The 17534-nt window shown below is 62.2% G+C and carries 19 protein-coding genes; 5 read left to right on the plus strand and 14 right to left on the minus strand.

The features are described from left to right. Positions 1–99 precede the first annotated feature (99 nt). Positions 100–1059: an amino acid ABC transporter permease gene (locus QMX97_RS14625; RefSeq protein WP_065899870.1), complete on the plus strand. Its 960-nt coding sequence runs from the start codon at positions 100–102 to the stop codon at positions 1057–1059. Further along, on the plus strand, positions 1052–1786 hold the full coding sequence (locus QMX97_RS14630; protein ID WP_058423697.1) for an amino acid ABC transporter ATP-binding protein: 735 nt from the start codon (positions 1052–1054) through the stop codon (positions 1784–1786). The genes QMX97_RS14625 and QMX97_RS14630 overlap by 8 nt, the downstream gene beginning before the upstream one ends. 14 nt (positions 1787–1800) lie before the next feature. Here QMX97_RS14630 and QMX97_RS14635 read toward each other — a convergent pair whose 3' ends face one another. The 11 genes from QMX97_RS14635 to ubiE form a co-directional block, all read right to left on the minus strand. Beyond that, positions 1801–3708, minus strand: a complete 1908-nt coding sequence (locus QMX97_RS14635; protein ID WP_282397137.1) for a methyl-accepting chemotaxis protein — start codon at positions 3706–3708, stop codon at positions 1801–1803. Positions 3709–3873: 165 nt separating this feature from the next. Beyond that, a complete protein-coding gene (locus tag QMX97_RS14640; RefSeq protein WP_282397138.1) occupies positions 3874–5790 on the minus strand; it encodes a methyl-accepting chemotaxis protein in 1917 nt (638 codons plus the stop codon). A gap of 303 nt (positions 5791–6093) precedes the next feature. Next, positions 6094–6801 (minus strand): 16S rRNA (uracil(1498)-N(3))-methyltransferase, encoded by a 708-nt coding sequence (locus QMX97_RS14645; protein ID WP_282397139.1) that lies wholly within the window; start codon positions 6799–6801, stop codon positions 6094–6096. Then, entirely contained in the window at positions 6798–7589 is a 792-nt protein-coding gene (gene tatC, locus QMX97_RS14650) for a twin-arginine translocase subunit TatC (protein WP_065899881.1), read from the minus strand. Before tatC ends, QMX97_RS14645 begins: the two co-directional genes overlap by 4 nt. Then, positions 7586–8017 carry a Sec-independent protein translocase protein TatB gene (gene tatB, locus QMX97_RS14655; protein WP_106805383.1) on the minus strand — a complete coding sequence of 144 codons (432 nt, stop codon included), beginning with the start codon at positions 8015–8017 and terminating at the stop codon, positions 7586–7588. The genes tatC and tatB overlap by 4 nt, the downstream gene beginning before the upstream one ends. 10 nt (positions 8018–8027) lie before the next feature. Further along, positions 8028–8306, minus strand: a complete 279-nt coding sequence (locus QMX97_RS14660) for a twin-arginine translocase TatA/TatE family subunit (RefSeq protein ID WP_012721795.1) — start codon at positions 8304–8306, stop codon at positions 8028–8030. Positions 8307–8331: 25 nt separating this feature from the next. Continuing rightward, a complete protein-coding gene (locus tag QMX97_RS14665; protein ID WP_065899885.1) occupies positions 8332–8664 on the minus strand; it encodes a phosphoribosyl-ATP diphosphatase in 333 nt (110 codons plus the stop codon). 2 nt (positions 8665–8666) lie between these two features. Beyond that, entirely contained in the window at positions 8667–9059 is a 393-nt protein-coding gene (hisI, locus tag QMX97_RS14670) for a phosphoribosyl-AMP cyclohydrolase (RefSeq protein WP_065899886.1), read from the minus strand. 41 nt (positions 9060–9100) lie between these two features. After that, on the minus strand, positions 9101–10705 hold the full coding sequence (ubiB, locus tag QMX97_RS14675) for a ubiquinone biosynthesis regulatory protein kinase UbiB (protein ID WP_282397140.1): 1605 nt from the start codon (positions 10703–10705) through the stop codon (positions 9101–9103). Then, positions 10702–11325 (minus strand): SCP2 domain-containing protein, encoded by a 624-nt coding sequence (locus QMX97_RS14680; protein ID WP_065899889.1) that lies wholly within the window; start codon positions 11323–11325, stop codon positions 10702–10704. The genes ubiB and QMX97_RS14680 overlap by 4 nt, the downstream gene beginning before the upstream one ends. Further along, positions 11325–12095, minus strand: a complete 771-nt coding sequence (ubiE, locus tag QMX97_RS14685; protein ID WP_060754560.1) for a bifunctional demethylmenaquinone methyltransferase/2-methoxy-6-polyprenyl-1,4-benzoquinol methylase UbiE — start codon at positions 12093–12095, stop codon at positions 11325–11327. Before ubiE ends, QMX97_RS14680 begins: the two co-directional genes overlap by 1 nt. Before the next feature lie 144 nt (positions 12096–12239). On the opposite strand from ubiE, the gene QMX97_RS14690 reads away from it, so the two are divergent. The 3 genes from QMX97_RS14690 (at position 12240) to QMX97_RS14700 (ending at position 14081) form a co-directional block, all read left to right on the plus strand. Further along, positions 12240–12515 (plus strand): polyhydroxyalkanoic acid system family protein, encoded by a 276-nt coding sequence (locus QMX97_RS14690; RefSeq protein ID WP_065899890.1) that lies wholly within the window; start codon positions 12240–12242, stop codon positions 12513–12515. 105 nt (positions 12516–12620) lie between these two features. Beyond that, on the plus strand, positions 12621–13043 hold the full coding sequence (locus QMX97_RS14695) for a phasin family protein (RefSeq protein WP_065899891.1): 423 nt from the start codon (positions 12621–12623) through the stop codon (positions 13041–13043). Positions 13044–13055: 12 nt separating this feature from the next. Then, positions 13056–14081 (plus strand): phasin family protein, encoded by a 1026-nt coding sequence (locus tag QMX97_RS14700; protein ID WP_282397141.1) that lies wholly within the window; start codon positions 13056–13058, stop codon positions 14079–14081. 58 nt (positions 14082–14139) lie between these two features. Here the strand turns inward: QMX97_RS14700 and QMX97_RS14705 are convergent, their stop codons facing one another. The 3 genes from QMX97_RS14705 to phaZ form a co-directional block, all read right to left on the minus strand. After that, the gene (locus QMX97_RS14705; RefSeq protein ID WP_065899893.1) at positions 14140–14760 is read right to left on the minus strand and encodes a TetR/AcrR family transcriptional regulator; all 621 of its coding nucleotides are present in this window, start codon (positions 14758–14760) and stop codon (positions 14140–14142) included. 27 nt (positions 14761–14787) lie between these two features. Further along, the gene (phaC, locus tag QMX97_RS14710) at positions 14788–16470 is read right to left on the minus strand and encodes a class II poly(R)-hydroxyalkanoic acid synthase (protein ID WP_282397142.1); all 1683 of its coding nucleotides are present in this window, start codon (positions 16468–16470) and stop codon (positions 14788–14790) included. Positions 16471–16558: 88 nt separating this feature from the next. Continuing rightward, a complete protein-coding gene (gene phaZ / locus QMX97_RS14715; protein WP_065899897.1) occupies positions 16559–17404 on the minus strand; it encodes a poly(3-hydroxyalkanoate) depolymerase in 846 nt (281 codons plus the stop codon). Positions 17405–17534 lie beyond the last annotated feature (130 nt).

Consider the following 17534-nt stretch of genomic DNA (forward strand, 5'->3'; position numbering starts at 1 on the left):
CATTTTTGACCGCATTCTCAAGTTGGAACTCGGTCAAGTGTGGGAGCGGGCTTGCTCGCGAAAGCGGCCTGACAGGCGACATCAATCCCGGAACCTGAAATGAAACAGAAAAAAGCCCAATGGCCCTGGCACCTGCTGACCGTGGTCGTGCTGGTCGGCCTGGCCGGCGCCTTGTACTACGCCACGTCGTTGATGTCCTACGAATGGCGCTGGAACCGCGTACCGCAGTACTTCGCCTATCAGGCCGAAACGTCGCAGCGTGCCGCCGATATCTCCACCGTGGTCGAGTTGGTGCGCAAAGGCGATGTGGCCGAAGTGACCCTGCGCAACGATGCCGGCGTGGAGCAGAAGCTCAGCGTGGCCGACAACAGCCTGCAAGTGGCGCGCGGTGACGATGTGGCCGAGGGCGATGTGGTCGGTGTGACCCGGCATTGGGCGTTGGGGCCACTGATGTGGGGCTTGTGGACCACGTTGTGGCTGTCGGTGGTGTCCGGCATTCTCGGTTTGGCGATTGGATTGGCGACCGGGTTGTGCCGTCTGTCCACTAATCCGACCTTGCGCGATCTATCGACGATCTACGTCGAACTGGTGCGTGGTACGCCGCTGTTGGTGCAGATCTTCATTTTCTATTTCTTTATCGGCACGGTGCTCAACCTGTCCCGCGAGTTTGCCGGGATCGCCGCATTGTCGCTGTTCACCGGTGCCTATGTGGCCGAGATTGTTCGTGCCGGCGTGCAGTCCATCACCCGTGGCCAGAACGAAGCCGCGCGGTCCCTGGGCCTGAGTGCCAGCCAGTCGATGCGCCACGTGGTGCTGCCGCAGGCATTCAAGCGCGTGCTGCCGCCGCTGGCCGGGCAATTTATCAGCCTGGTGAAAGACACCTCGCTGGTGTCGGTGATCGCGATTACCGAACTGCTCAAGAGTGGCCGCGAGGTGATCACCACCTCGTTCTCGCCGTTTGAAATCCTGTTCTGCGTGGCAGGCCTGTACCTGCTGATCAACCTGCCGCTGTCGAAAATGGCCAGCCGGCTTGAGCGGAGGCTCGCGCAAAGTGATTGAAGTCCGCGATCTGGTAAAAGTCTTCGACACCCGTGGCCATGTGGTGCGCGCGGTGGATAACGTCACCACTCAAGTCGCCAAGGGCGAAGTGCTGGTGGTCATTGGCCCGTCGGGTTCCGGCAAGTCGACGTTCCTGCGCTGCCTCAACGGCCTGGAGGAATTCGATTCGGGTTCGGTGAGCATCGACGGCCTGCAACTGGCTGACCCGAAGACCGACGTGAACGCCTATCGCCGTGAAGTCGGCATGGTGTTCCAGCATTTCAACCTGTTCCCGCACATGACCGTGCTGGAAAACCTGTGCCTGGCGCAAAAAGTCGTGCGCAAGCGCGGCAAGCAGGAGCGTGAGGCCAAGGCCCTGGCGCTGCTGGAAAAGGTCGGTATTGCGCAGAAAGCCAACGAGTTCCCGTCGCGACTGTCCGGCGGCCAGCAACAGCGCGTGGCGATTGCCCGGGCGCTGGCGATGGAACCCAAGGTGATGCTGTTCGACGAACCGACCTCGGCGCTCGACCCGGAAATGGTCGGCGAAGTGCTGGACGTCATGAAGACCCTGGCCCTGGAAGGCATGACCATGGTCTGCGTGACCCACGAAATGGGCTTTGCCCGCGAAGTGGCGGACCGGGTGCTGTTCTTCGATCACGGTAAATTGCTCGAAGACGCGGCCCCGGCCGAGTTCTTCGACGCGCCGAAAGACCCACGGGCCCAGGCATTCCTACGTCAGGTCCTGTAACGCGCGAGGGGCGCTCAGACTTTGAACCGCCCCACGCACTGTTGCAGATCCGTTCCCAGCCGCGCCAGCTCAAGACTCGCCGCCGCCGTCTGCTCACTGGCGGTGGCGGTCTGTTCCGAGGCGTCGCGGACTTTCAAGACGCTGCGATTGATCTCCTCGGCGACTGCACTTTGCTCTTCGGCGGCTGCGGCAATCTGCGGGTTCATCTCCTGAATGACTGCCACGGTGCGGGCGATCTCGGTCAGGGCATCCCCGGCGTTGCGCGTCAGGGTGACGCTGTTGTCGGTCAGGGTGCGGCTGTAGTCCATGATGTCGGCCACTTGTTGCGTGCCGCTGTGCAAGCCCCCGATCAGCCCCTCGATTTCCTCGGCAGACTGTTGGGTCCGCTGCGCCAGGCTGCGGACCTCATCGGCAACCACCGCAAAGCCTCGGCCAGCTTCGCCTGCGCGTGCGGCTTCTATCGCGGCGTTGAGCGCCAGCAGGTTGGTCTGCTGTGACACGGACTTGATCACCTCCAGCACGCTGCCGATCTTCTGACTCTCGTGTTGCAGCGCCAGCATGGCCTGGCTCGAGCGCGCCATCTCATGGGCCAGGTGTTCAATCTGCGCGACGGCATCCGTCACCACCTGATCGCCCAATTCCGCTTGTTGATTGGCTTCGGCCGCGGCGATGGACGCCTGCTCGGCGTGGCGCGCCACCTCCTGGGCAGTGGCCAGCATCTGGTTCATGGCTGTCGCGACCTGCTCGGTTTCATCGCGCTGATGACTGACCCCGGCGCGGGTTTGCACGGTGATGGCCGCCAGCTCCTCGGCTGCACTGGCGATTTGCCGGGCGTTATCGCTGATATTGCCAATCAGCCCGCGCAGGTTCAGGGTCATTTGCGCCATGCTGCGTTGCAACTGGCCCAGTTCGTCCCGGCGCCTGGTCTGTATGTCGTGGCTCAGGTCGCCCTCGGCAATGCGATGGGCGACGTCCAGTGCCTTGCGCAGCGGCTTGACGATTTGCCCGGCAATCACCCAGGCGGCCAGGACACCGAGAAGCAACGCCGCAGCGGTAACCCCCAGCATCTGGGTGCGGGCTTGCTCGGCCTCACTGTCGCGCCTGTGGGTCTGGTCCTGGCTCAATAGGTCGCTCTGCGCGAGCAGTTGATCCAGCTGTTGCTCCAGTTGGGTTTGGGTATTTTCCGTGGTCAGTTGGGTGTCCTTGAGACGCGTGAGGTAAGTGCGGGTGCCGAGCACGGTATTTTTCAGCAGGTTGCCGTCCACCGGCAGTTTCGCCACGGCGGCCTGGGCGGTTTCCAGGCTGCGCTCTGCGTCACCGATCGCCTGCGCGTAGGCCTCCAGCGAACTGGCGGCCCACGCGGGGCTCTGCGCGCGATCTTCGGCCTGCTCGATGGCCTGGCGCAGGTCTTCGATGGCATCCAGGGCCTTTGCGTCCTCCTGGTCAGGCAGGTCGCTGGCCAGTTGTGCCAGGACGTCGCCGGTTCGCGATGAGCTTTGTTTCAGCTGTTCACGGGCGCCCTCGCGTTTTTCAACCAGCAGGGGCACGTCCTTGAGTGTGGTTTTGAACGACGCTGAAATGCGCGTCATTTCCTGCAGGTATTCGATGGGTTTGGGTATTTTCAGTCGGCCGGAAAGCTCCACCAGAAGCTCGTCGACTTTGCCCATGCTGACACTCAATTTATTCAGGCTGTTGGTATCGTCGAGGGTGCGATAAACAATTCTGTCGGCGCGCAGTTCCTCGCCAGTCACCGCCAGTTGCGCAAGTATCGTCAGCGTTTGTGATCGATAGAGCGAGGCGGCCAGGGCCTGCCAGCCGGTGACGGCAATCACCAGGCTCAGGGCCAGGACCAGCGAGAATCCCAGGACCAGCTTGAGGGTGACGCTGGCGTCACCCAACAGGTGCGTCATTCGAGCAAACATGATGACCCCTCCGACAAGAGAACAACGGGCGTTCTTGAGGTGCGCAAGCACATTGAACTGACTGAACGCTAGTTCTCGGGGCGCGACGGCGGGGCTGATAAGTGCGTAGGAAATTTCACAGGGTATGCGCGGCGACCCAGGACAGGTCGCCACGCGGGGCGGGCATCAGACGCGGAAGCGGCTGACCAGCGCTTGCAGGTGCGTGCCCAGGCGCGCCAGTTCGGTGCTCGACGCAGCGGTTTCTTCGCTGGCCGCAGCGGTCTGTTCCGAGATGTCGCGCACATTGAGCACGCTGCGGTTGATCTCTTCGGCCACGGCGCTTTGCTGCTCGGCGGCGGTGGCGATCTGCGAGTTCATCGCCTGGATGGTCGATACCGTGCGGGTGATGCTGCCCAGGGCGCTGCCGGCCCGGCGGGTCAGCTCGACGCTGCTGTCGGTGAGGCCTCGGCTGTTGTCCATGATGTTCGCTACCTGCTGGGTGCCGCTTTGCAGGCCGACAATCAGCTCCTCGATCTCCTCGGTGGACTTCTGGGTGCGCTGGGCCAGGCTGCGCACTTCATCGGCCACTACCGCAAAGCCGCGGCCGGCTTCACCAGCCCGCGCGGCCTCGATCGCCGCGTTGAGGGCCAGCAGGTTGGTTTGCTGGGCCACGGACTTGATCACATCAAGCACGCTGCCGATCTTGTCGCTTTCACGCTGCAGATGGCCCATGGCCTCGGTGGAGTTACCGACCTCGGTGGCCAGGCGTTCGATCTGGGCGATGGCTTCGCCGACGACCTTGTCGCCTTCACGGGCTTGCTGGTCGGCGGCTACAGCGGCCTCAGAAGCTTCCTCGGCGTTGCGCGCCACTTCCTGCACCGTGGCAGCCATTTCATTCATGGCGGTGGCCACTTGGTCGGTCTCGACTTTCTGGCTGTTGACGCCGGCGCTGGTCTGTTCCGTCACGGCCGACAACTGCTCGGCGGCGCTGGCGATCTGGGTGACGCCGTCGCTGATACCGCCGATCAGTTCGCGCAGGCCTACGCTCATGCTTTGCATGGCGCGTTGCAGCTGGCCCAGCTCGTCCTTGCGCAGGGAAGTGAGGTTGTGGCTCAGGTCGCCGGAGGCTACGCGCTCGGCGACTTTGAGGGTCTGGTTCAGCGGAATGACGATCTGGCGCGTGATGGCCCAGGCCGCGACGACGCCGAAGATCAGCGCCAGTGCGGTGGCCAGCAGCAACAACTGTTTGGCTTGCGCTGCGTCGGTATCGCGCACCACTGTCTGGGAAGCCGTGAGTTTTTCGCTATGACCCAGCAGCACATCGCCCTGGGTGTTCATGATTGCCAGGGCCGCAGCACTGGCGACCTGGGAGTCTCGGTACTGGCTGACGGCCGCGCGGTAGGCTTGCAGCGAAACGCTGGCCTCTTGCAGGTTGGCCTGGAACTCGGCCGGCAGTTGGCCTTCGAGTTCGGTGATTTTCTTCAGGGCGTTGTCGATGGCATCCAGCGCCGGCTGTTCGGCTTCGACTTTGCCGCTGTAGGTGTAGCCGCGCACCTGGAAGCGTGATTGCTGGATCAGCTTGCTCAGGTCGACCACACGATTGAACTGGGTGACGCTGTCCCCTTGCAGCAGGTTTTTTTCGACTTCGTTGATCTTGGCGACGGCGTTGTCGGCGGTGTCGCCGAGTTTGCTGCGAGCCCCTTCACGCTTTAGGCCGGCCTGGACCATCGCGCCGAAGGCTTTTTTGTATTGGTTCAAGGCGTCCAGTTGTTGCTCGACCAGGGCCTTGTCGTCGGGTTGCTCGATCAGGGACTCGGCAGTTTTCAAGCCGTTTTCCAGCTGTGTGATCAGGTCATTGACCGCGCCGGTGCCCTGTTCGCCACGGCGGGTTTCGAAGTCCAGGCGCGCCAGGCGCAGGTCTTTGGTCAGCCCGGTGAGGCTGGAGATGAAGCCCAGCTTGTCACCACGGCTGATCACCTCGCCCAGCCCGGTCCAGCCGGTGAACGTGATCAACAGGGTCAGGATCAACACCAGGCCAAAACCTATGCCCAGCTTGCGGTTGACGCTCACATTCCCCAGCTTTTCGGCTAACCAACGATACATGCTGCGATCTCCCCTGGAACAAGGCTTGGACTTATCCAGGGGTTATCGGCAGAGCGGGAAGATTCTGTAGGAGGAAGGGGTTGTGGCGGGCTTGCTCCGTGTTGGACTGTGCAGCAGGGCCAATCCAGTAGAGTGCGGTGGGTCAGGTGTTTATGAGTGGTGGGTTTGGGGCCGCTTCGCAGCCCAACGCGGGGCAAGCCCGCTCACCACAAAAAGCCTGCCAGCCATAAAAATTTCACCTGTCTCAGCTGGCAGGTTTGCCAGATCGCCCCTGAAACACCTTCATCCGCAACAAGTGGGGGATCAGAACAAGCGGGCGAGCAGGGCGGTTACGGCGGTTTCGACCCGCAGGATGCGCGCGCCCAGCTGGACTGGCTGCATTCCGGCCTTGCTCAGCAGGTCCACTTCATAGGGGATCCAGCCACCTTCCGGGCCAATGGCCAGGGTCACCGGTGTATCCAGCCCGCGCGGGCACGCCGGGAAATCGCCCGGATGGCCGATCAGGCCCAGGGTGCCCTCGGTCATGGCCGGCAGGCGGTCTTCGACGAAGGGTTTGAAGCGCTTCTCGATGATGATCTCGGGCAGCACGGTGTCGCGCGCCTGTTCAAGGCCGAGGATCAGTTGCTCGCGGATCGCCTCGGGTTCCAGGAACGGGGTTTGCCAGAAACTCTTTTCGACCCGATAGCTGTTGACCAGCACCACCTTGGGTACGCCCATGGCCGCCACGGTCTGCAGCACCCGACGCAGCATCTTCGGGCGCGGCAGGGCCAGCAGCAGGGTCAGCGGCAGTTTGGCCGGGGGCGGCAGGTCGAAGCTCACTTGCAGCTCGGCTTCGTGTGCTTCAAGGCGTTGCAGTTGCGCATTGCCCATCAGCCCGCCAATGCGGCCGACACGCAAGTTGTCGCCGACCGCCGCGCGGTGGACGTCCTGCATATGCACCAGGCGCCGATCACGCAAGATGACGCGGTCGGCCGCGATGAAGTCGGCCTCTTCGAGCAGCAGCAGGTTCACGGCTGGGTCGCTGGCGGCTGGTCGTCGTCGGCGGGTTGGTCATCCGGATGTTCGCCGCGCTTGCTGATCAGGGCGCTGAACAGGATGCCGATCTCGAACAGCATCCACATCGGCACGGCGAGCAGGGTCTGGGAGAAAATGTCCGGCGGCGTGAGGATCATGCCGACCACGAAGCAGCCGATGATCACGTACGGGCGGATTTTCTTCAGGTACTTCACGTCGACCACGCCGATCCACACCAGCAGCACCACCGCCACCGGGATTTCGAAGGCCACGCCGAAGGCGAAGAACAGCGTCATCACGAAGTCGAGGTAGCTGGTGATGTCGGTCATCATCTCCACGCCGGCCGGGGTGGCGGCAGCGAAGAACTTGAAGATCAGCGGGAACACCAGGAAGTAGGCGAACGCCATGCCGGTGTAGAACAGCAGGATGCTCGACACCAGCAGCGGCACGGCGATGCGTTTCTCATGCTTGTACAGCCCCGGCGCGATAAAGCCCCAGATCTGGTGCAGGATCACCGGGATGGCCAGGAACAGCGAGACCATCATGGTCAGCTTCAGCGGCGTGAGGAACGGCGACGATACGTCGGTGGCGATCATCGTCGCGCCGGCCGGCAGGTACTGGCGCAAGGGCGTGGAGACGAAGGTGTAGATCTGCTGGGTGAAGGCGAACAGCCCGGCAAAGATGATGAAGATGGCCGCTACGCAACGCAGCAGGCGGGTACGCAACTCGGTGAGGTGCGAGACCAGCGGCATGTGCTGGTCGTTTTCCGGTTTATCAGCGCTCATGGGGCTCGCGGCGGCAATGTAGGGTCATGGGGAGCGGGCGACGCAACGGGCGTCGGCGCTGGCTCTGTCGGGGCGGGAACGCTCGGTGCCGGGGTCGGTTCCACCACGGGTGCAGGCTCGGCCGCGGCGGGCGGCGCGATACTGTGTTCCACCACAGGCTCCGCCGGTTTGGCGGGTTCCTGCACCGGAGACAGGATTTTGCGCGCTTCCTGCTCCAACGACAGGATATGTTCGTTGTGCAGCTGGCGCCGGATTTCGTCGGCGCCGATTTCCCGTTCAACTTCCTGTTTGATGGCGTTGAAACTGCGTTTCAGGCGCCCGATCCACAGGCCCGCCGTGCGTGCGGCACCGGGCAGGCGTTCCGGCCCGAGTACCAGCAAGGCAACCAGGCCGACGAGGAGCAGTTCAGAGAAGCTGATACCAAACATTAGTCAGTGCTCACGAGTCTTTGCGGGTCGGCTCTTCGACTTTTTCAGCCTGCACGTCGAAGGTACGACGCTCGGTGATCGGCTGGGTGGCCTGTGGGTGCACAGGCTGGGCCGGAGGCACCGGGTTGACGACCGGGTCGGCCGGCTTCTCATCGTCGTTCATGGCTTTGCGAAAGCCCTTGATCGACTCGCCCACGTCGGTGCCGAGGTTTTTCAGTTTCTTGGTGCCGAACACCAGTACCACCACCACCAGAATGACGATCCAGTGTTTCCAGTCAAAAATGCCCATGCTGCAATTCCTCTGTAAAAGTTATTCAGGCGGACGGGCGCGAGGCCTTTTCGGCATGCCCGGACAAGCCGAAGCGACGGTCCAGTTCATCCAGCACTGCCTGTGGATGCTGCCCCAGTTGGGCGAGCATGACCAGGCTGTGGAACCACAAGTCGGCGGTTTCGTAGATCACATCACTGCAGTCGCCACTGACCTGGGCGTCCTTGGCGGCGATGATGGTCTCGATGGATTCTTCGCCGAGTTTTTCCAGAATCTTGTTCAAGCCCTTGTGGTACAGGCTGGCGACATAGGAGCTGTCGGCATCCGCGCCTTTGCGGTCTTCCAGCACCTGGGCCACACGGTTCAGGGTATCGCTCATGTTCAGTGTCCTGCGGAGTAGATGGCGTGCGGGTCTTTGAGCACCGGCTCGACAACCTTCCATTCGCCGTTCTCGAACACGCGATAGAAGCAGCTGTGACGGCCGGTGTGGCAGGCGATGTCGCCGATCTGCTCGACCATCAGGATCACCACGTCGGCGTCGCAGTCGATGCGCATCTCGTGCAGGGTCTGCACATGCCCGGACTCTTCGCCCTTGCGCCACAGTTTGCCACGTGAGCGTGACCAGTAGATGGCACGCTGCTCAGCGGCAGTCAGGCTCAGCGCCTCGCGGTTCATCCAGGCCATCATCAGGACGCGCCCGGTCTTGTAGTCCTGGGCAATGGCCGGCACCAGGCCGTCACTGTCCCACTTGATCTCGTCCAGCCAGTCTTTCATGTTCGGCTCCGGCAATTTGCGACAGTGTATAACCGGATTGGCTATCGACGCACGATCAGATAAACACCCACGGCGACCATGATGCCGGCCGGCCAGTGGCCTAATTGGTTCAGCGGCCCGCCGATGGCCAGCATCACGCCACCCACCAGGTGCGCCGCGCCGAGCAGGCGCAGGAACCAGTCGTCCTTGCGCTTCTGCCATGGCGGCGCCGGGTCCTTGGCATGGGGCTGGGACATGCGCTCCAGCAGGTCGCGGGTCATGTTGGCCAGGTGCGGCAGCTGTTCCATCTGGCTGTGCAGGTTGCCCAGCAGGGTTTTCGGGCTGACGCGCTCGCGCATCCAGCGTTCGAGGAACGGCTGCGCGGTGTTCCACAAGTCGAGGTCCGGGTAGAGCTGGCGGCCCAGGCCTTCGATGTTCAGCAAGGTCTTCTGCAGCAGCACCAGTTGCGGCTGCACTTCCATATTGAAGCGGCGCGCGGTCTGGAACAGGCGCATCAGCACCTGGCCGAAGGAAATATCTTTTAATGGTTTTTCGAAGATCGGCTCGCACACGGTGCGGATCGCTGCTTCGAATTCATTCAGCTTGGTTTCTGCCGGCACCCAGCCTGAGTCGATGTGCAACTGCGCCACACGGCGGTAGTCACGCTTGAAGAAGGCGAAAAGGTTGCGCGCCAGGTAGTCCTGGTCTTCCGGGGTCAGGCTGCCGACGATGCCGCAGTCGATCGCAATGTATTGCGGGCTCCACGGGTTGACGGTGCTGACGAAGATGTTGCCCGGGTGCATGTCGGCGTGGAAGAAGCTGTCGCGGAACACCTGGGTGAAGAAGATCTCCACGCCGCGCTCGGCGAGCATCTTCATGTCGGTACGCTGGTCGGCGAGGGTGGCGAGGTCAGTGACCTGCACGCCGTAGATGCGCTCCATCACCAGCACTTTCGGGCGGCACCAGTCCCAATACACTTGTGGCACATAGAGCAACGGCGAGCCTTCGAAGTTGCGTTTGAGCTGGCTGGCGTTGGCCGCCTCGCGCAACAGGTCGAGTTCGTCGTAGATGGTTTTTTCGTAGTCGGCGACCACGTCCACCGGGTGCAGCAGGCGTGCATCCGCCGAGAAACGCTCGGCGGCGCGGGCGAGGATGAACAGCCACGCCAGGTCCTGGCCGATGATCGGCTTGAGGCCCGGACGAATTACCTTCACCACCACTTCTTCGCCGGTCTTGAGCTGCGCCGCGTGCACCTGCGCCACCGAGGCCGAAGCCAGGGGCTCGATGTCGAAGCGGCTGAACACCTCGCTGATCTTCTTGCCCAACTGGTCTTCGATGAGCTTCATCGACTGCTGGGAATCAAACGGCGGTACGCGGTCCTGCAACAGCATCAGTTCGTCGGCGATGTCTTCCGGCAGCAGGTCGCGGCGGGTCGACAGGATCTGCCCGAACTTGATGAAGATCGGCCCCAGGTCCTGCAGCGCCAGGCGCAGGCGCGCGCCACGGCTCAGCTCCAGCTGTTTGCGCGGGAACCAGCGCCACGGCAGCACATAGCGCACCGCGAGCAGGAACCAGGGCAGAGGCAGGGCGAACAGCAGGTCATCGAGGCGGTAGCGGATTACGACGCGCTGGATACGAAACAAACGGCGGACGGCGAGCAGCTTCATGCGTTATCGCTTGGATCAAGGGAACGGCTCAGGCGCTCGAAGCGGGCCTCGAGGCGTTCCAGGTCGATTTTGGCCTTGTCGAGTTCACGAAAGCGCGCTTGCGCTTCCCGTTCTCCGACCAGGGTGCGCGATTCTTCGCTCAGGTATTCGGCGAGGTTCTGATTGAGGCTGGCGAACCCCTGCTGGTACCAGCGCGAGCGGCTGCGCAGGTGTCCGCTGATCAGTTGGGTGGCCACGGGGCCGATCCAGCGGGACAGCTCGTATTCCCAATCCAGCTCCAGGTCCTGCAGCACGGCGGCCAGGTCCATCAGCACCGCGCTGTCGCCTTCCAGCTCCACTTCGGGGCTGTGCAGGATGGCGGTCTTGTTGCGACTGAGCGCCAGGTGCAACAGGCTCGAGGCCGGCGCACGCAGGGTGCAGTCGGCCTCGGCGGCCCATTGGGTCGCGAGCAGCAGGCCTTCATCGCTGGGCAGGATAAACAGCTGCAAGGCGGGGCTGCGGCAGTCGACGGCAATCACCTTGCCGTTCAAGTGCGCCAGCCGCGCCAGGGCGGTGCTGTCCAGGCGCAGCACACGGTTGAGGCCGTGCTCTACGCTGGCGAGGAGGCCCGCGAACAACATCAGGGCTTGATGCCGCGGTGCAGGGCGACGATGCCCGAGGTCATGTTGTGGTAGGTCACACGGTCGAAGCCGGCCTCTACCATCATCGACTTCAGGGTTTCCTGGTCGGGGTGCATGCGGATCGATTCGGCCAGGTAGCGGTAGCTCTCGGCGTCATTGGTGATCAGCTTGCCCATCAGCGGCATGAAGGCGAACGAGTAGGTGTCGTAGACCTTGGACATCAGCGCATTGGTCGGTTTGGAGAACTCCAGGACCAACAGGCGGCCGCCCGGCTTGAGGACGCGCAGCATCGAGCGGATCGCGTCTTCCTTGTGGGTCACGTTGCGCAGGCCGAAGGCGATGGTCACGCAGTCGAAATGGTTGTCGGGGAATGGCAGTTTTTCCGCATCGGCCTGGACGAATTCGATATTGCCGGCCACGCCCTTGTCGAGCAGGCGGTCACGGCCGACCTTGAGCATCGAACCGTTGATGTCCGCCAGGACCACCTGGCCGGTCGGGCCAACCAGCTTGGAGAACTTGGCTGCCAGGTCGCCCGTGCCGCCGGCGATATCCAGCACGCGGTTGCCGGCGCGAACACCCGACAGCTCGATGGTGAAGCGTTTCCACAGGCGGTGCATACCGCCGGAGAGCACGTCGTTCATCAGGTCGTACTTGGCCGCCACGGAGTGGAACACCTCAGCGACTTTTTCCGCTTTCTGGCTTTCCGGGACGTTCTTGAAGCCGAAGTGAGTGGTGGGTTCGGCATCGCTGCCTTTGCGCTGATCAGTCATATCGCTGTCACCAAAAGAGAATGCGGGACATGATAATCCCCAAGGCCTGCTTTGTCTTGGCAAGGCTGCAGGTAAGATGGGCGGTCACCGAGACCTTTTGCCGCATCGAAGGTATTCAAATCCCTATAAAGAGGAGTCATTGCAATGGCCCGTATAACCGTTGAACGTGCACATTCCCTGGGTAAAGAAGGCGCACGGGCAAAGGCCGACAAGTTGGCGCACAAACTCCAGGAGCAATATGGCCTCGAGCCGTCGTGGTCCGGCGATACCTTGAACCTCAAGCGTTCGGGGGTTAAAGGCACGGTAGTCGTCGCTGATGATTCACTGCGTATTGATGTGGAACTGGGGCTGTTGATGTCGGCCATGAGTGGCACGATCAAATCCGAAATCGAGAAAGCCCTGGATAAAGCCTTGGCCTGATCCGCGTGTACTTAGGGTGCCGATTCTAATTTTCCAGCCTACTTTGTGCCCAAGCCCTCAACTCCTGTGGGCCGTTCCTCCCCCCTTTTTCGCGTGAGGTGCACCATGGCCAAAGTTATTCTGAAGAAAAAAATCGACGCCCAGACCACTGCCCTGAGTGACGTTAAAACCTATGCCCGCAAGATTTGGCTGGCGGGTCTTGGTGCCTACGCCAAGGTCGGAAGCGAGGGTAGCGACTACTTCAAAGAGCTGGTTAAGACTGGTCAACATGTTGAAAGTAAAGGTAAAAAAGTTGCAGTTGAACAACTTGATGCTGCCAACAGTCAGATTGATCAAGTAAAGAGTAATGTCTCCGCGGTCAAAGGTCTGGTAGAAGTTCAGCTGGATAAAGTTGAAAAAGCTTTTGATACTCGTGTCGCCAGTGCCTTGAATCGAATCGGCATTGCGTCTAAACATGACGTGGAGACACTCTCTGCTAAGCTCGAAGAGCTGACGGCATTGCTCGAACGTGTCGCGCGTAAACACTAAGGAGACATCGGGATGGCTGTTAAAAAGACTACTCAGAAAGAAGGCAGCTCGTGGGTCGGGAAAGTTGAAGAATATTCCCGCAAGATCTGGCTGGCTGGTTTAGGCGTTTACTCGAAGATCGACAGTGACGGCAGTAAACTCTTCGAGACTTTGGTCAAGGACGGCGAAAAGGCCGAGAAGTTGACCAAGAGCACAGTCGGTAAACAAGTTAATGCCGCCAAGGCGACTGCCGGTTCGCGCATCAGTGATGCGAAGAAACAGGTACTGGGTACTTGGAGCGAGCTTGAAGGGGCACTGGATACTCGCCTCAACAAAGCCATCTCGCGACTGGGCGTGCCTAGCCGTACTGAAGTGAAGGCCCTGCACACCAAGGTCGATACCCTGACCAAGCAAATCGAAAAACTCACGGGCGCCAAAGTGGCTCCGGTTAAAACCGCTGCGGCGAAACCGGCTGCCAAGCCCGCGGCCAAAACCGCTGCTGCCAAACCGGCCGCCAAAACCGCTGCCAAGCCTCTGGTGAAAGCTGCTGCCAAGCCGGCTGCCAAACCTGCGGCCAAGGCCCCTGCAAAAGCCGCGGCGAAACCCGCCGCCAAGCCTGCAGCCAAGACCGCCGCGGCCAAACCGGCCGCCAAGCCTGCGGCTAAACCTGTAGCGGCTAAAGCTGCAGCCAAGCCAGCGGCCAAACCGGCTGCCAAGCCTGCCGCCAAAGCAGCAGCAAAACCGGCCGCCAAGCCGGCCGCGAAAACCGCAGCAGCCAAACCTGCCGCCAAGCCAGCTGCCAAGCCTGCTGCCGCGAAACCGGCTGCCAAGCCCGCTGCTGCCAAACCGGCCGCCGCCAAGCCTGCGGCAAAACCCGCCGCCGCGAAGAAGCCCGCTGCAGCGAAAAAACCCGCAGCGGCCAAGCCCGCCGTAGCGGCCAAGCCTGCCACCGCGCCAACGTCAACCGCGTCCTCAGCCAACTCGGTCTCCGCACCGACGCCCGCTGCTGTCACCCCGACTGCAACGCCGGTAACCCCGACGCCATCCAGTCAGTCCTGATTTCTACAGGACACAAAAAAACGCTCGGCCTACAGAGGTCGGGCGTTTTTTTTCATTTCTAATCGGTGTGATCCAGGTATTTGAGGGCCAATCGCTCGGTCGCCTGACGTGCCGGCAACATCAAGTGCGGCGCCACCAGCATCATGATCTGGTACACCACCACCCGCACTTCGCCGTCGCGGTCGAGAATGCGCTGGTAGTCCAAGGAGAACAGCAGGGTCAGGGTGATCTGCTCCACCAGTTGCCCCAGTGCCTGGGTATCGCTGACCAGTTGCCCCGCCGTCTTCAACCGCGCCAGCAATGACGCCAGGGTGCGCTTGAGTGCAGTCAACAGGCCACGAATCCCCTTGGCCAGCTTCGGCAGGCGGCCGGCCAGGTTCGACAGGTCCTGGAACAAAAAACGGTAGTGCGCCATGCGCTCGACGATCAGGTGCAGGAACAGCCAGTAATCCTGGGCCTCCAGTTGCGCATCTGCCGGTGGGTCGAGCAGCGGCGCCAGCTCGTTCTGGAAGCGCTCGAACAGCCCGAGCACCAGCGGCTCCTTGCCATGGAAGTGGTAGTAGAGGTTGCCGGGGCTGATCCCCATTTCATTGGCCACCTCCATGGTCGACACGTTCGGTTCGCCCTTCTGGTTGAACAACTGCAGGGCACATTCAAGGATACGGTCGCGGGTCTTCATCCAGTCTTCTTAATGTGATCGTTGAGCTCAGCGCACCCGCACGTAAGTGCCTGGCGCCGCTTCCATCGGTGGATAGTTCTGGTTGCCCAGGGCGGTGAGGGTTTCGCGCTGTACGCCCGAGCGTTGCTGGATCCAGGTCAGCCACTGTGGCCACCAACTGCCTTCGACGTGATCGGCGTCGTAGTACCAGGCGCGCGGGTCGCTGCTCAGCTTGGGGTTTTCGACATAGTTGGCCTTGGGGTTGCCCGGCGGGTTGAGAATGCTCTGGATATGCCCGCTGTTGGACAGCACGAAGCGCCGCTCGCCGCCCAGCAGTTGGGTGGAGCGATACACCGCGTCCCACGGCGTGATGTGGTCGTTGATCCCGGCGACGCTGAAGCTGTCCACCGTGACCTTCTGCAGGTCGATGGGCGTGCCGCACACCTCCAGGCCGCCCGGATGACTCAACGGGTTGTGCTTGAAGAAGTCCAGCAGGTCGCCATGCAGTGCGGCGGGCAGGCGCGTGTTGTCATTGTTCCAGTACAGGATGTCGAACGCCGGTGGCTCCTTGCCCAACAGGTAATTGTTGATCCAGTAATTCCAGATCAGGTCATTGGGGCGCATCCAGGCGAACACGCGCGCCATGTCGCGGCCGTCGAGCACGCCTTGCTGGTAGGAGCGGCGCTTGGCCGCCTCCAGGGTTTGCTCGTCGACAAACAGCGTGGCGGGGCTGTCGATCTGGCTGTCCAGCAGGCTCACCAGGTAGCTGGCACTGGAGATGCGCCGCAGCTGGCGCTTGGCTTGCAGATGGCCTTGCAGGGCCGCGATGGTCAGGCCGCCGGCGCAGGCGCCCATCAGGTTGACTTCGCGGGCACCGGTGATCGCCCGGCACACGTTGAGCGCTTCTTCCAGCGCGGCCACATAGGTGGAAAGGCCCCACTCGCGATGGCGGACGTCCGGGTTGCGCCAACTGACGATGAACGTCTGCAGGCCGTTCTTCAGCGCGTACTGCACAAAACTGTTGGCCGGGCTCAGGTCGAAAATGTAGTACTTGTTGATTTGCGGCGGCACGATCAGCAGCGGCTTGGCGTACTGCTTTTCGCTCATAGGCTTGTATTGGATCAGCTCCAGCAGCTCGTTGCGAAACACTACCGAGCCCGGCGTGGTGGCCACGGTCTTGCCGACCTCGAAGGCCTGCTTGCTCACCTGGCGTGGCAGGCCGTGGTTGTGCAGCAGGTCGTCGAACAGGTTGCTCACGCCGCGCACCACGCTGTTGCCGCCGGAGTTGAGCAGCTCCTTGATGGCCAGCGGGTTGAGCAAGGTGTTGGACGGCGAGACGGCGTCGTTGATCAGGGCGAAGGCAAAATGCGCACGGGCGCGGTCATCGGCGCTCAAGGTGCTGTCATCGATCCAGTGGCGGGTCTGTTTCTGCCAGCTCAGATAGGCTTGCAGGCTGCGCCGGTAGAAGGGGTTGAGGGCCCATGTCGGGTCGACAAAGCGGCTGTCGCGGGGATTGGGCTCGTGCACCGTTTCCCCCAGCAGTACGCGGCCCAGTTGACCACCCAGCGCGAGCGCGTGACGGGCGGTATGCACCGGGTTGCGCAAGCCATGGGCGGCGACGCTGCGCAGGGTCGACAGCAAATCCTGGCCGCGCAGGCCGGTGATCGCATTTTGCGCGTTGATGAACGCAGCGGGGGTGGGCGCCGGGTTCGTCACGGGTCTTTCTCGCATGAGCCAACACTCCTTCGTCAAGCCATCAACAGGCACGCCAATTCAGAACCATAGCCGGTTCTCGGCAAGTTGCGCGGCGGCGCAGTCCTTACACCGCCGGTCGCGGGTGAATCACCGCCCGCAGACGCTCCTCCTCGAGAAACTTCATGATGATCGGGGCCACGGCTTCCGCGCGGGTGATCAGGAACAGATGGCCGTCATCGATGATGTGCAACTGCGCGTTGGGAATGCGCCAGGCCAGCATGCGCATGTTGACCAGCGGGATCAGCGGGTCGTCGTCCCCGGCCAGCACCAAGGTCGGCTGGCGGATCTTGTGCAGCCAATGAATGCTGGTCCAGCCAAGCCCCGCGAACAGCTGCCAGTAGTAGCCGAGCTTGCCGGCCGAGCGCACTTTGCTGGCGTGTTCGGCGGCCAGTTTCGAGTCGCGGCGGAACGAGCCGCCATAGATCATCGGCGCAATGCGCACCACATGAGAGGGCTGGATATAGCGCCGTGGGCTCGCCATCAGCCATAGCACCTTGGGTTTGCCCGGCACCATAAAGGCGCCGGCGGCGGTGGCGGCCAGGATCAGCTTCTTGCAGCGCTCCGGGTAGTCATAGGCAAACTGCTGCGCCAGCGCGCCGCCCCAGGACACGCCCACCGCGTTGACCTGGCCGTAATCCAGGTAATCGAGCATGCGCGCCGTGAGCTTGGCCAAACCAGGAAACCGGTACGGCCGGCTGGGCGTCGAGGAACCCCCCACGCCGGGCACGTCGAAGGCGATCACTTCAAGGTCGGGGTCCAGGGCCTGGACGAACGGAAACACCAACTCAAGGTTGGCGCCGATGCCGTTGAAGATCAGCAACGGCGTCAAGTGCGGCTTGCCCGGGCGCACCGCCGTGCGGATGGTCTGGCCATCCAGGTCGATGGTGCGGAAGATGAACGGTTGCGGCATGGGCTTACCCTGCGAAGTGGCGCACTATTTCCCTGTCGGAATTCGGTCAGTGTGGGAGCGGGCTTGCTCGCGAAAGCGGTGTATCAGTCGTAGCAAATAGTGACTGATCTAGCGCATTCGCGAGCAAGCC

Source organism: Pseudomonas sp. PS01298 (genome assembly GCF_029959745.1).
Lineage (GTDB): Bacteria > Pseudomonadota > Gammaproteobacteria > Pseudomonadales > Pseudomonadaceae > Aquipseudomonas > Aquipseudomonas aylmerensis.

What these genes read in the sequence shown, in the direction of transcription:
- QMX97_RS14625 (WP_065899870.1), top strand. Translation starts at nt 100, where the DNA reads ATGAAACAGAAAAAAGCCCAATGGCCCTGGCACCTGCTGACCGTGGTC.
- QMX97_RS14635 (WP_282397137.1), bottom strand. Translation starts at nt 3,708, where the DNA reads ATGTTTGCTCGAATGACGCACCTGTTGGGTGACGCCAGCGTCACCCTC.
- QMX97_RS14640 (WP_282397138.1), bottom strand. Translation starts at nt 5,790, where the DNA reads ATGTATCGTTGGTTAGCCGAAAAGCTGGGGAATGTGAGCGTCAACCGC.
- tatC (WP_065899881.1), bottom strand. Translation starts at nt 7,589, where the DNA reads ATGAGCGCTGATAAACCGGAAAACGACCAGCACATGCCGCTGGTCTCG.
- tatB (WP_106805383.1), bottom strand. Translation starts at nt 8,017, where the DNA reads ATGTTTGGTATCAGCTTCTCTGAACTGCTCCTCGTCGGCCTGGTTGCC.
- QMX97_RS14660 (WP_012721795.1), bottom strand. Translation starts at nt 8,306, where the DNA reads ATGGGCATTTTTGACTGGAAACACTGGATCGTCATTCTGGTGGTGGTG.
- QMX97_RS14665 (WP_065899885.1), bottom strand. Translation starts at nt 8,664, where the DNA reads ATGAGCGATACCCTGAACCGTGTGGCCCAGGTGCTGGAAGACCGCAAA.
- hisI (WP_065899886.1), bottom strand. Translation starts at nt 9,059, where the DNA reads ATGAAAGACTGGCTGGACGAGATCAAGTGGGACAGTGACGGCCTGGTG.
- ubiB (WP_282397140.1), bottom strand. Translation starts at nt 10,705, where the DNA reads ATGAAGCTGCTCGCCGTCCGCCGTTTGTTTCGTATCCAGCGCGTCGTA.
- QMX97_RS14680 (WP_065899889.1), bottom strand. Translation starts at nt 11,325, where the DNA reads ATGTTGTTCGCGGGCCTCCTCGCCAGCGTAGAGCACGGCCTCAACCGT.
- ubiE (WP_060754560.1), bottom strand. Translation starts at nt 12,095, where the DNA reads ATGACTGATCAGCGCAAAGGCAGCGATGCCGAACCCACCACTCACTTC.
- QMX97_RS14690 (WP_065899890.1), top strand. Translation starts at nt 12,240, where the DNA reads ATGGCCCGTATAACCGTTGAACGTGCACATTCCCTGGGTAAAGAAGGC.
- QMX97_RS14695 (WP_065899891.1), top strand. Translation starts at nt 12,621, where the DNA reads ATGGCCAAAGTTATTCTGAAGAAAAAAATCGACGCCCAGACCACTGCC.
- QMX97_RS14700 (WP_282397141.1), top strand. Translation starts at nt 13,056, where the DNA reads ATGGCTGTTAAAAAGACTACTCAGAAAGAAGGCAGCTCGTGGGTCGGG.
- QMX97_RS14705 (WP_065899893.1), bottom strand. Translation starts at nt 14,760, where the DNA reads ATGAAGACCCGCGACCGTATCCTTGAATGTGCCCTGCAGTTGTTCAAC.
- phaC (WP_282397142.1), bottom strand. Translation starts at nt 16,470, where the DNA reads ATGCGAGAAAGACCCGTGACGAACCCGGCGCCCACCCCCGCTGCGTTC.
- phaZ (WP_065899897.1), bottom strand. Translation starts at nt 17,404, where the DNA reads ATGCCGCAACCGTTCATCTTCCGCACCATCGACCTGGATGGCCAGACC.